This is a genomic window from Acetobacterium wieringae (genome assembly GCF_001766835.1).
Lineage (GTDB): Bacteria > Bacillota > Clostridia > Eubacteriales > Eubacteriaceae > Acetobacterium > Acetobacterium wieringae.
The window spans coordinates 57,837-71,183 of the sequence record NZ_LKEU01000040.1 but is presented as its reverse complement, the minus strand read 5'-3'; the positions used below and the strand labels follow the sequence as shown (position 1 = coordinate 71,183).

Here is a 13,347-nt window from a genome sequence, read left to right as displayed (position 1 = left end):
GCTTAAAATGGATTTTCTCGATGGAAAGCTCGACGTCAATGAATCATTCAGTTCTAAAATAACAACAAAAATTATTGCGAAGTCCGGACTTAAACCACTAATCAAATTGTCGCAATTAAAAGTAAAATTAAGTGGTGAAGCGGAACTGGATTCATCTATCTACAAGGGAATCGTAGATGAGGTCAGTGACAAGTTTGGCAGAGATCTCCAATTATCAGTTGAAACGGATAAGTTAGAATTGAATAAAGAGATCCTAACATTTGAAGAAGTCGATGTGAAAGAGATTTAACGTAACGATTAAGAACTGAGAAGTTTGCGCCTTTTTTATTCGGCCATGAGTTGCACCCTCGATTGATCTTTGCAGTTGATCGTGGTATAGTGAATCCTGTGGCGTAGTGGCTAATGAACACTGTCAAAAAGGGAGGAACAACGTGAACGAACGCTTAATTATTCTCGGGACCGGCAATGCGGCGGTGACCCGGTGCTATAATACCTGCTTTGCAATCGAAAAGGGCGAGGACTATTTTCTGGTCGATGCTGGTGGCGGTAACGGCATATTGACCCAACTGGAGCGGGCCAATATCAGCCTGACCCAGATCCATGAGGTCTTTATCAGTCATGGCCACACTGATCATCTATTAGGGCTGATCTGGCTGATCCGGATGATCATTGCTGAGATCCGCAGTGGTCGCTATCAGGGCCAGATGACGATTTACTGTCATGCCGAGTTGAAGAAAACGGCGCTGACGATCGTCAGACTGACGCTGCCGGAGAAATTTGTCAAGCTGATTGGTGATCGGGTCGTATTTAAAGTGGTCAAGGACAAACAGACGAAGAAAATTCTCGGCAACAAGGTGACTTTTTTTGATATCCAGTCCGACAAAGCCAAGCAATTCGGTTTTGCGATGACGCTGTCGTCGGGGCGGCGGCTGACCTTTCTGGGTGACGAACCCTATCATGAACACGAGTACCCGTACGCCTTTGGGACTGACTGGTTGCTTCATGAGGCCTTCTGTCTCTATGCCGAACGGGAGCGCTTCAAACCTTATGAAAAGGCCCATACTACGGTTAAGGATGCCTGCGAAATCGGAGCTCGGTTGGCCGTGGCCAACCTGCTGCTCTATCATACTGAAGACCGCAATCTGGCCCGGCGCAAAGCCTTGTACACGGCTGAGGGGGTGCCGTTTTTCGGCGGTAACCTGCTGGTGCCGGATGATCTTGAGGAATTTGAACTCTAAACTTGCACTTGCCTGCGGCGGGCTGTGTCAGCAGCCCAATCAGGCGCAAATCTGACAACTGCAAAAAGCGGAAATGATTTATATCAAATCCGATGAACCTGGTTTGGGCCCGCTTTCCTGGTGGAAGTCATGGTATGATCAGCCCGGTTAATAAGAGCCGTAGATAAAACGATCAAAAACGGGTATAATAACAACCAAATATCAGATATCAACCCATCATAACCCAAACAGCGCAAGCCAGAAATGAGGTGAAATCATGTCATCCCAGCTGATCAAAGATCTGTTGCTCAATACCGCGTTACTGTTGTCCATCAGCATTGTATACAATCTCTTTTTTATCGGCATCGACCGCCGCAAAAAGTGGTCAGAGGCAGTTCTTGGACTGTTTCTTGGTGGGGTGGGGATTCTCTTGATGATCAATACCGTCAGCTTTGCCAACGGCATTATCTTTGATACCCGTTCGATTCTGATCAGCGTTTCCGGACTGTTTCTGGGCTATCTGCCGACGGTCATTGCGGCTCTGCTGGTCTCGCTTTACCGCCTTTATTTAGGCGGCGGCGGCGCTCTGACCGGGGTGCTGGTGACGGCAACCTCCGCAGCAATCGGGCTACTCTGGCATCGTTACCGGCTCCCTAAGATCGTTAAAAAATCCGCTCATGTCTGGCCCGAGCTGTACCTGTTTGGCCTGCTGGTTCATCTCGTCATGCTGGCCGACATGCTGACGCTACCCAACGCCCAGGTTTCGGCGGTGCTCCAGGCGATCACCCTGCCGGTGCTGATTATTTATCCACTAGGGACGCTGCTGCTATGTTTGGTGATGCTCCAGGGCCTCAAAAACCAGGCTGCAGACGACAATCTGCGGCAAAGCCGGGAAAACTATAAAAACCTCTACTATGAATTCCAGAAAAAAGAATCACTGCTGCGCTCACTGTTGGACTCGATCCCGGATCTGGTTTTTTATAAGGATCAGCAAAGCGTTTATTTAGGTTGCAACAAAGCTTTTGAAGCATTTGCCGGTAAAACCGTCGATGAATTGGTCGGCTATACCGACTTTGATCTCTTTGATTCCGACACGGCGACCCTGTTTCGAACCATGGATGAGATCATGTTGCGCGAAAAAAAGTCCCGCCGCAACGAAGAAATGGTCACCTATCCCGATGGCCGCCAAGTCTATCTGGAAACCCTGAAAACTCCTTACTACGACCATGACGGCCAGAACCTGGGGCTGATCGGGATCAGTCGGGATATTACCGAGCGCAAGCAACATGAAGCCGAGATCCTTTATCTTGGTCAGCACGATGCCCTCACCGGGCTCCATAACCGCAGCTATTACGAAGCCGAACGGCAGCGGTTGGATCACTGCGACTATCTGCCGCTGTCGCTGATCATCGGCGATATCAACGGCCTCAAACTGATCAACGATGCCTTTGGCCACAGCGAAGGGGACAAACTGTTGATCAGCATTGCCAGGATCATGGCCGACTGTGCCCGGCCCCAGGATGTGCTGGTCCGCACCGGCGGCGATGAGTTTGTGATGCTGCTGCCGCAGACCAGTTATAGCGAAGCCGGGGCCCTGGTTGAAAAGCTCAAAAGTGCCTGTGAAGCTGGCTACAAGCTGGACAATGAACTGATTATCACCAGCATCTCGCTGGGCTTTGCGACCAAAACCAGCGCCCATGAATCCTTGGAAAAAGTATTTAAACTAGCTGAGGAGTCGATGTACCGCAAAAAACTGCTGGAATATAAGAGCTTTCATTCCGCAGTGATGGCGTCAATTAAAACCACGTTGTTTGAAAAAAGCAACGAAACCGAAGCCCACGCCGAGCGGATGGCCGATCTGGCCAAGCAACTGGGCCGGGTGCTGGGGCTGGATCAGGAGGAGTTAGTGGCGCTGGAACTGGTGGCCACCCTTCACGATATCGGTAAAATTAGCATCGACAGCAAGCTACTTAAAAAAAATACCCCGCTGACTGAGGCAGAATGGGCCGAAATCAAAAAACATCCCGAGGTCGGCTATCGGATCGCCCAGACCGTGCCGGAACTGCGCAAGATTGCCGAATATATTCTCTGTCATCATGAGCGCTGGGATGGCAACGGCTATCCCCAGGGCCTCAAAGGCGTGGAAATCCCCTTGCTGGCACGGATTCTGGCGATTGTCGATGCCTACGATGCGATGACCCAGAACCGCTCCTACCGTCCGGCAATGGCGGAGCGGGAAGCCATTGCCGAGCTGCAACGCCATGCTGGCAGCCAGTTCGATCCGGACCTGGTGACGGTATTCATCCACGAGGTCATCGAAAAAAATAGCAACATTGTGGAAAGTAGCGCCGATGCTTAAAAAAGCCATCTTAGGTTATTCAAGAAAGATTGAAGATTTTCTTAATTATATTTAAAATAACAGAATGCGCAGATAAGGCCTCATATCATCAGGAAACCGCTGATGATATGAGGATTTTTAGAATACCTTCAGATTGCCGATGATAACGTCGTCAAAAATAAAAATTTAACCGGTTAAGTAATGCTTGTATTCGGAAGAAACTGGTGATATAATTGATTTTACAAATATACACGCATTTAACTTGTGTATCGTTACTAATTTTTAGGAGGAAATGATTTATGCTAACGAAACGACAGAACCTACTGGAAACGATTAAAGGTGGAAATCCTGACCGCTTTGTCAATCAATACGAGGCCTTTGTCTGTACTGATGCCATTTATGGAATGATCATGGGGGATCCGATTACGGCTCAAGGCGGTTTTCCGATGCCTGGCGGCGAACCGGTCAAAAATGCCTGGGGTATCACCTTCGCTTGGCCAGCTGGCACTCCCGGAGCCTTTCCTTTACACGATAAGGAGCACAAGGTTCTCCAGGATATCACAAAATGGCGGGATGTCGTTAAAGCGCCGAAAACCGATCTGCCAGCTGAAGCCTGGGCACCCTTTTTACCAGCCGTCGAAGCGATTGATCGCAACGAAGTGTTTGCCACGGTCTTTGTCGCTCCCGGCGTCTTTGAACAATGCCATCATTTAATGGGGATGGAAGATTGTTTGATGGGCTTCTATGAAGAACCGGAAGAAATGCATGCCCTGATCGACTACATCGTCGATTACGAACTGCGCTATGCCGCTGAACTGATCAAATATTACAAACCGGATTGTCTTTTCCATCACGACGACTGGGGTAGCTCGCTGAATTCGTTTATGGCTCCTGATATGTTTGCGGAGTTTATTGTTCCAGCTTACAAAAAAATCTACGGTTTTTATAAAGCCAACGGCGTCGAACTGGTGGTTCATCATAGCGATTCCTATGCCGCAAATCTAGTGCCCCACATGATTGAAATGGGCATTGATATCTGGCAAGGCTGTATTTCTAACAACAATGTTCCGGAACTGATTAAACAATACGGTGGCCAGATCTCCTTCATGGGCGATATTGATAACTCCCTGATTGATGATGAAAACTGGACCCAGGAAAGCGTTGGCGCCGAAGTCCGCAAGGCTGTCGCCCGTTGCGGTAAACACTATTACATTCCCTGCATCACACAGGGGGGGCCGGGCAGCGTCTATCCCGGTGTTTATGAAGCTATTACTGCAGAAATTGATCGGATCAACGCGGGTAAATAATAACCGCTGATAAAATAAAACAGCTGGAGAATTTTCTCCGGTTGTTTTATTTTTTGTCAGTTTACAAAGATAATTTTTTGTGGTGAAATAAGGGGTAGATTAAGCAGATCAGGACACAAGCGAAAATGGGGAGAAATTGAGGACTTTGAGATGATGAATAAAAAATTTGTGGCTTTGATTACCGACTACGTTAAGAACTATCAGGAAAAGAAACAGACCCGTACCACCTGGCGGGAGCCGGTGATTGGTGTGGCCGCTGCCGCTGATCCCTTATTTCCCAGACTAAAGGAGATCATCGGTCCCAACCACGCTCTGCCCGGTGAGCTTCTACCCGGGGCCAGAGCAGTGTTGGTATTCTTTCTGCCTTTTTCCAAAAGCGTTGTGGCGAGCAACATTGCTGGCGAGGAAAGCTCGCAAGAATGGGATTACGCCTGCATTGAAACCAATCAACTGATCAATGATTTAAACCGGTTTTTACACGATACCATTGTGTCAATGGGCTATCACGCCTCATTATTGCCGTCAACCTACAATTATGATGGCGAAAAATTAATCAGTGACTGGTCCCATCGCAGTGTCGCCTATATTGCCGGGATCGGAAAATTCGGTCTCCACAACATGCTGATTACAGAGCGGGGCTGCTGCGGCCGGCTGGGCAGCGTCATCACCGATCTGGAACTGACGTCGACGCTGCGAACAGCAGAAGAATTATGTCTTTATAAGATCAATGGGTCATGCCAAAAATGTCTGAAAAAATGCGTCAACCAGGCCTTTACGCTGGCCGAGGGGAAGGTGGCTTTTGACCGTTATCGCTGCAATGAACAGATCTATGATAAAATCGTGCCGGAGTATCCCATCGGCAGCGGTGATGCCTGTGGCAAATGCATGTGTGGGGTGCCCTGTTCATTGGGGATTCCTGGTAAAGCTAAAAAATCTAAAAGCGACTCATAATTTAAGAAAGGAGTTCTGATGATTCTAAACACCGGTAACCGTACTGACATCCCGGCATTCTACAGTGAATGGTTTTATAACCGCATCCGGGCCGGTTTTGTGCTGGTCCGCAATCCCTACTATCCCCAGCAGGTGATCCAGTATCGGTTGACACCGGAGGTGGTGGACTGCCTGGCCTTCTGCACCAAAAATCCTGCCCCGATGCTAAACCGATGGTCAGAAATCTCTGACTTCAAACAGTTCTGGTTTGTCACCATCACCCCCTATGGTCGGGACACCGAACCTCATGTACCAGACAAGGCGCAGGTCATTGAGGCCTTTAAGCGGTTGTCCGAGGCGGTGGGAATCGAGGCGGTGGGCTGGCGCTATGATCCGATTTTTATCTCGGAAAAATATTCGCTGGATTTCCATCGGGATAGTTTTGAGCGGATGGCCAGTAGTCTTAAAAGCTATACCGATCATTGTGTTATCAGCTTTATCGATCTCTACCAAAAGACCCGGCGTAATTTTAGGGGTGTTAGGGCGGTAACGACCGTTGAACGGGCTGCAATCGGTCAGGACTTTGCGACCATTGCCAGTCAAAACGGGATGATCCTGCGTACTTGCTGTGAAGGAGCCGATCTGGCACCCTACGGGGTGGACTGCTCGGGTTGCATGACCCAGACTGTTCTGGAACGAGCCATTGGCATCAACCTGAAGGTGCCCAAAAAACGCTACACCAGCCGGGAAGGTTGTGATTGTCTGCTGGGCAGCGATATTGGCGTTTACAATAGCTGCGGTCATGGCTGCCGCTACTGCTACGCCAATCACGATGACCAAACCGTCAAACACAACATGGCCAACCACGATCCCCAATCCCCTTTTTTAATCGGTAATGCCATGGCTGGGGATATGATTAAAGCAGCCAAACAGGTGTCTTATGTAGATGGGCAGCTGTCGTTTTTATAGAAAAATAAGAATCTCAGGTAATTGGTCAATCGCAACGGATACCTGGGATTTTTTTGTTTAAGAATAACCTGGAAGTAAGTTCGATCGTTGATTACCAAAAGGTAACTTGCTAATAGATTAGTGATTACTTTTGTTCTGAACGGAAATGATTTATAGTTTAACGGTGTTGGTAATAAAATAATTAAACAAAGGAAGGTGCTATTTAATAGTCCCTTCCTTTGTGCATTTTAATGGTTGGTGGACCGGCCTTATTTCAGCCGTCCTGTTTTTGCTTTAATTGGCGGCGTTCACATAACTGTCAAAGATCGTTTTTGACTGAGCAATGGCCTGCATATAGTTTTGTAAATGATTGAGGGGATACTGGGTATAGCTCATTTTTACATTCCCCCCGGCAGCCAGCATTTTTTGATAGGCGTTTTCGGTTACTGAAGCCGGGATTAAACCATCCTCGGATGAGGTCAGAAAGGTAACCGGCATTTGTGGTACCCAGTCATCGGTATTATTTGCGGCAATGTCTGCAGCGACTGTACCGTCTTTGGCACTGGCCAGGAAAGATGCGGTAAACATGTTGTCAGTCGCTTTGGGATAATTGGCAGCTAGGACAATCAGCGGGGTGGTGGGGTTGGAAAAGTTTTTTTCCACCCGGGTATCATAGGGTTTATTAAAAATAGTATCCATAGCGCCCCAGTCATAAATTTGCTGATAGGCATAAACTGCTTTGGCACAAACCAGGCTACCACCCGGTCGGCCGTCCATAACGACACCCCCGGGGGTGTCCAGAAAATTATTCATGGCGGCATTCATATTATAAGGCCCTTCCATAAATACGGCCGCAGTAACTGGATACTGTGGATAATCGTTTTGAATTAACTTAGCCAGGGCTGATACGGCCTGACCGCCTTCTGAATAGCCCGACAAAAAGAGTTGACCGTTGGTGGACAATTGCAGCTGATCCAGTAAATGACCGGTGGCAATCAGGATGTCCACGCCGTTGGCGGCTTCACTGTCGGCGTATAAATATTCGCTGGGATAGCTCAGGCAATTGGGTTGGCCGGTCCCGACATAATCAGAAATGGCTACCACATAGCCGTCACTGGCAAAGGCTCCGGCCAGCGTATTGGATTCTCCGGAAGCTTTTTGAATACTGATACTGGGGGCGGTACCATTGGTCATGATCGTGGCATGCTGATAAATAAGCAGCGGCATCGGTGATGACGCGTTTTTTTCGGGAATCAGAACAACCCCGGAGCAGGGGATCTTTTCACCGGCATGATTAATTGTCACATATTCAATAATATAAGCACTTACCGGGTAGTCCGGGGAGCCAAGCTGTTCCATCGACCATTGGGCTGATTCGGGAGTGGTGCTTTTTCCTAATTTTTCCAGAAAAGCGGTTGATTGCTCGGTGGAAAAGGTCTGATAAAATTCATTAAACAGGAGGTCGCCACGGTTGGCAGCGCTGACATCGTAGGCCGCTCGCGCCTCAATGGTCTTTAATGTTTTGCCAGAAAGGGTATGGAGAACAAATACCAGCAAGGAAACGACAATGAGGAGCAAAAACAATTGCAGAAAAATCTTTTTGGTGGATTTCATAACGGCCTCGTGTTGACATAAATTGATCTCAAAATTAACGATCTTGTCACTGATGTTATTTTACATTAACTTTAAACAAGAATCAATATTATATTCATTTAATTGATTGTGGCAAAGAAAAGGTTAGAGACGTAGGAATATGGATCGAAAACAGTGGTTTTGGTAAGAAAATATCGGTGAATTACTAAGGGTCTTCACCTAATCTTCAGATAAGCTTCAAACCATCCACAAACGGTTATATTACAATAGCAACATGAAATGAACATTGAAACACAAATGCTTTTGGAGGTCAGACAATGACAGTTAATTACGAAAAAAAACAGCCGTTTAGCAGCTATGAAAGTGAATACATGGATACCCTGAGAACCTTGTTCAATGAAAACAGCCAGATCGAGGAACTGCGCTATTTTTTAAATACGATCTATCGCTACTTCAAACCGGACAATATAAAAAAGCGTCAGCCCCAGGTGATTGTTCTAGGTAGTAGCATTCCCGAAGAATTGATTTATGCCGCCGGGGCCAAACCCTTTTGGATCCTCGGCGGCAGTCTGGGGACGGTGGCCTGGTCCGACGATTTAGTGCCCCGGGATACCGATCCGGTCAGCCGCTCGATGCTGGGATTTCTGCAAAATGATCACTTTGATCTGGGCGCAGCCGCCCTGATCATCGTCCCGATCACCTGTGACAGCAGCCGCAAAATGGCCTATCTGCTGCGGGCGGCCGGGAAAAAAGTGGTCACCGTGGATATTCCTCCGGATAAAAGCGATCCCTTGGCCGGGCTTAAATGGCGGGATCAGATGGAGCAACTGGCCGAAAAACTGGCGGACCATACCGGGCGGCGGCTGTCGAAAAAGAACCTGCTCCAGGCCACCCAACTGGTCGAAACGGCCCGGAAACTGATGCGCGATTTTATCCAGGTCTGTCGTCAAAAGGACGGTCTGATCTCTGGCGCCCTGCGGATGGCGGTGCTTAATTCTTATTATTACACCACCGATCTCAAAGGCTGGTGCGGCCATCTGCGCAAACTGAATCTGGAACTGCTGGCCAACCGCCAGGTGATCCCTGCGGCCACCACAAGTAGGCCCAAAGTTTTATTGATGGGCTCACCGGTGGTCTTGCCCAATTATAAGATTCCCTTTCTGATTGGCGACATTGGCCTGACGATCGGGGCTACCCTGGACAGCAGTATCCAAAAAATATACGCCAGCAGCAGCCAGCACAAAGCCAGCAAGCGGGATCCCTTTACCGCCATCATCGAGACCCATTACCGTTATGACTGCTCAGCCGCCTACGCTCAGAATGAAATACTCTTTCAGAGTGCCCGATGGCATCTGGAACAGGGCGGGATTGACGGGGTGGTATTCCATGTGTTGAAAGGCCAGATTGAATATGATTTTGAACTGGAACGCTTTGAACAGCTGTTTGGAACTGCTACGATCCCGGTCTTCCGGCTGGAAACCGACTACCAATACCAGGATGTGGAGCAATTAAGAATTCGGATGGAAGCCTTTATGGAAATGCTGACGCATCATCGTTATCGTGAGGAAAAAAGAGCCGTATGAAAAAAACCGATCTTAAACTAAGAAAAATTTTCACGCCGACGGTGATTGTCATTTGCGGAGTGTTGATGCTGTTGTCATTGTTTGCCGGAAACCTGGTCTTTTACGCATTTGGATCTGACGACAGCGGTTATGCCATCACCCCGGTGCTGATTATCCTGCTGCTTGCCATCATCGGCATTGTGCTGTGCCTGTGGCTACGGCGCCGGATTGTCCGCAATGATCCGGTGATGGGCCGTTTTGCCGCTGAGCGGATCAGCCTGAAGCCTGGGGGTACCGTCAAGGGTCAGCGCAAATTCGGCTTTATGACAATGCGCTGGCTGATCATGATCCTCAGCTTTTTCGCCCTGATCTACGGGGTCAAATGGCTGGGGCAGGGGTTTGGCAATATCGAACTGCCGATTTTTGCCTGTCCCATCAATCAGGATCAGCTGATTGACAGCAGCTGTTATACCCTGGCCCATTTAAATTCCCTGGTAGGGATGAGCTGGTCGGAAGTCGGCATCTTTTTGGGCTCGCTGCTGCTCTCGATCGTGGTGCTGGGCCGCTTTATCTGCGGTTTTCTGTGCCCGATGGGGCTGATTCAGGATCTCACCCATGAAACCCGGCAGGGTCTGAAAATTGAAGGCCTGTCCTTCAATGAAAAACTCTATAGCCGCTTAAAACCGATCAAATGGACGCTGCTGCTGTTATTTCTGGGGCTCAGTTTTGTCGGCGGCAACTTCTGTAATATCTGCCCGGCCATCACCGTTTCACCGGCCCTGGCGGGATTTAAGGTGTCACTGTTTTTAAGCGGCTTCGCGATGATTGTGGTGATCATTGGCAGCTTTTTCAAGCGCCGCTTCTTCTGCAACATCTGTCCGTTGGGTTACCTGATCGGTCTCGGTCATCGGATCTCGTTGTTTCGCATCAAAAAAGACTGTCAGGCCTGTACCGAATGTGGAGCCTGTTACGAAGCCTGTCCGATGGGGATTAAAACCATTTATACCGAACGGGAAAAGCGTGATGTCACCACCGCCGACTGTATTATGTGCGGCGAATGTATTGACAAATGTCCGGAAAACAAGGCCTTGGCGATGAGCTTCGGCGGGCTGAGATTTTATAAAGCCTCCCGCAAGACCTTTATGTCGGGTCATAAAAAAAACGAAAAGCGTTTAAAACGCTTGATCAGGAAAAGAGAAAAAAATGAGTCTAATTGATAATAAAAGAAATAAGCCAGAAATGAATCACGTCATTAAAAACCAGCGTAACGCCCATAACAGCAGCTCGCCGACCACCATGGCCGAACGGCAACGCCAGCGCTTTGTCGACAAAGCCACCAAGGTGTCCGCCAAATACCTGCGGCGGCTGGCCGAATTACCCGGCGCCCCGGACGCCATGGAGCCATTTTTCAAGGTTCTGCAAGACATCTATGTGGATCTGAAAAACGTCGAAAAATCGGCTGATACCAAAATCGTCGGCACCTATTGTGTGATGGTCCCTGATGAGCTGATCTACGCTGTCGGGGCTCAGCCGGTGAAACTATGCAGCGGCAGTTATACCGCCTTTGCCATTGGTGATGATCTGGTGCCCCGGGATGCCTGCCCGCTGATCAAAGCGGTGATGGGCTTTCAGGCCATGGAAGTGATGCCGATTTATGATGACTGTGCCCTGATGGTGGTGCCGATTACCTGCGACTGCAAAAAGAAAATGGCTGGCATGTTAAAGCAGCGGGTGCCGACCTACGCCCTCCATGTGCCCACCGCCAAAAGTGAGGATCGCGATATGGAGCAGTACGTTCAGGAACTCTATCAGCTGATTCCCGAACTGGAAGCGGTCACCGGCCAGACGATTAGCTACCAAAGCCTGGCAGAGAGCATTGATGCCATGGGTTTTGCCCAGTATCAGATGTCAAAGTTTAATGAGTTTAAAAAACATGTCCCGGCCTTAATCAAAGGAACCCACGCCATGGCGCTGATGAATGCCTTTTCGTATCTGCCGGTGGAGCAGTGGAGTCAGCAGCTGCATCGCCTTAATCAGGAGTTGGCCCGGCGTAAAAAAGATAAGCACTACGTCAGCAAAGATAAACAACCCCGGATTATGATCACCGGATCACCGGTTATTTTCCCCAATATTAAAATCCCCTTGCTGATTGAAGAAACCGGGGGCATTCTGGTCGGCGACGAGACCTGTATGGGGGAGCGTTCGCTTTATGACCCCACCGTCGTGGTGGATCAGAGCTTTGATGGCTTGATGCGGTCGCTGGCCAATCGCTACACGAGACCCTGTACCTGTCCGACCTTTGTTGACAACAGCCAGCGGATTTATCGGATCAAACAGATGATTGCCGACCACCAGGTTCAGGGGGTGGTTTATCACGTCCTCCGGGGCTGTCTGGTCTATGATTTTGAATACCAGACGCTGGAAGATGAGCTGGGTAAACTGGGCGTCCCGGTGATCCGGGTCGAAAGTGATTACAACGAAGAAGATATTGAACAACTGCGGATCCGGATTGAAGCCTTTATTGAGCTGATCAAATTGAAAGATCTGGAAACCCGAATTAGCAAACTGAAAAAATCAGAAATAGCAGGGTGACACTTAACTGCAGTACCGACAAATTGTCGGTACTGGGTTTGTCTAGTGATTAAAGAAACAGGAGAATAACATGAACAGAAATTATTATGCCGGACTTGACGGCGGCTCAACCTATACCAAGGCGGCGCTGATCTGCCAGAATCAGGTGGTGGATGCGATGGTTACCAACACCGGGATTGACAACAATGCCGCAGCCAGTGCCTTAATTGAAAAAATGTGTGTCCGCCGGGGGATTAACCGTACCCAGGTGCGCTATACCATGGCCACCGGTTACAGCCGCAAGGTCTTTGATATTGCCGATGACGATATTTCCGAAATTACCGCCCATGCCTATGGGGTGCGCTTAACCGCACCGCCGGATTACCGACCGGGGATGATTATTGATATCGGCGGTCAGGACAGCAAAATCATTTATCTGGACTCGCATTACGCCGTTAAGAACTTTACCATGAACGATAAATGCGCCGCTGGCACCGGCAAATTTATGGAAGTCATCGCCCAGATTCTAGAGACCACCATCGATCAGGTCGGCCCGCTGTCGCTGGAAAGCAAGGCCCCCTGTGATATCAACAGCACCTGTGTGGTCTTTGCCCAGTCAGAAGTGGTGTCGCTGGTGGCCCGGAAGTATGACCGCCGGGATATTCTGGCCGGGATGCATTTATCGATGGCCAAACGGATCATTAAAATGATGAAAAAGGCCGAAAAAGGCGGAGATATCCTGATGACCGGCGGCGGTGCCCTGAATATCGGAGTCCATAAAGCCTTTGAAGAAGAAATGATGCGGGATGTCTATGTGGCCCGATACCCCCAGTTTAACGGGGCCATCGGTGCCGCCCTGATTGCCAGTGAGCGGGCCTGAC

General features: G+C 49.1%; 11 protein-coding genes. 10 read left to right on the top strand and 1 reads right to left on the bottom strand.

What is annotated here, in order from left to right; genetic code table 11:
* The 6 genes from ACWI_RS19090 to ACWI_RS15560 form a co-directional block, all read left to right on the top strand.
* The coding region (locus ACWI_RS19090; protein WP_175440962.1) for a hypothetical protein at positions 1-289 on the top strand (289 nt) is incomplete at its 5' end.
* 142 nt (positions 290-431) lie between these two features.
* Entirely contained in the window at positions 432-1,238 is an 807-nt protein-coding gene (locus ACWI_RS15580) for an MBL fold metallo-hydrolase (RefSeq protein WP_070372366.1), read from the top strand.
* Positions 1,239-1,494: 256 nt separating this feature from the next.
* Positions 1,495-3,576: an HD domain-containing phosphohydrolase gene (locus ACWI_RS15575; RefSeq protein ID WP_070372365.1), complete on the top strand. Its 2,082-nt coding sequence runs from the start codon at positions 1,495-1,497 to the stop codon at positions 3,574-3,576.
* Positions 3,577-3,854: 278 nt separating this feature from the next.
* A complete protein-coding gene (locus ACWI_RS15570) occupies positions 3,855-4,862 on the top strand; it encodes a uroporphyrinogen decarboxylase family protein (protein WP_070372364.1) in 1,008 nt (335 codons plus the stop codon).
* A gap of 150 nt (positions 4,863-5,012) precedes the next feature.
* Positions 5,013-5,813 carry an epoxyqueuosine reductase gene (locus tag ACWI_RS15565; RefSeq protein ID WP_242871633.1) on the top strand — a complete coding sequence of 267 codons (801 nt, stop codon included), beginning with the start codon at positions 5,013-5,015 and terminating at the stop codon, positions 5,811-5,813.
* Between the two features lie 18 nt (positions 5,814-5,831).
* Entirely contained in the window at positions 5,832-6,761 is a 930-nt protein-coding gene (locus ACWI_RS15560) for a DUF1848 domain-containing protein (RefSeq protein WP_070372363.1), read from the top strand.
* Positions 6,762-7,034: 273 nt separating this feature from the next.
* Here the strand turns inward: ACWI_RS15560 and ACWI_RS15555 are convergent, their stop codons facing one another.
* The gene (locus tag ACWI_RS15555; RefSeq protein ID WP_070372362.1) at positions 7,035-8,354 is read right to left on the bottom strand and encodes an alpha/beta hydrolase; all 1,320 of its coding nucleotides are present in this window, start codon (positions 8,352-8,354) and stop codon (positions 7,035-7,037) included.
* Between the two features lie 296 nt (positions 8,355-8,650).
* Between ACWI_RS15555 and ACWI_RS15550 the strand changes: the two genes are divergently transcribed.
* The 4 genes from ACWI_RS15550 to ACWI_RS15535 all read left to right on the top strand — a co-directional run bounded on the left by ACWI_RS15550 (position 8,651) and on the right by ACWI_RS15535 (position 13,346).
* A complete protein-coding gene (locus tag ACWI_RS15550; RefSeq protein ID WP_070372361.1) occupies positions 8,651-9,916 on the top strand; it encodes a 2-hydroxyacyl-CoA dehydratase subunit D in 1,266 nt (421 codons plus the stop codon).
* The gene (locus ACWI_RS15545; RefSeq protein ID WP_070372360.1) at positions 9,913-11,112 is read left to right on the top strand and encodes a 4Fe-4S binding protein; all 1,200 of its coding nucleotides are present in this window, start codon (positions 9,913-9,915) and stop codon (positions 11,110-11,112) included. Before ACWI_RS15550 ends, ACWI_RS15545 begins: the two co-directional genes overlap by 4 nt.
* Entirely contained in the window at positions 11,099-12,487 is a 1,389-nt protein-coding gene (locus tag ACWI_RS15540; protein ID WP_084633749.1) for a 2-hydroxyacyl-CoA dehydratase subunit D, read from the top strand. The genes ACWI_RS15545 and ACWI_RS15540 overlap by 14 nt, the downstream gene beginning before the upstream one ends.
* A 70-nt stretch (positions 12,488-12,557) precedes the next feature.
* A complete protein-coding gene (locus ACWI_RS15535) occupies positions 12,558-13,346 on the top strand; it encodes an acyl-CoA dehydratase activase (protein ID WP_070372359.1) in 789 nt (262 codons plus the stop codon).
* The last annotated feature ends 1 nt before the right edge of the window (position 13,347 follow it).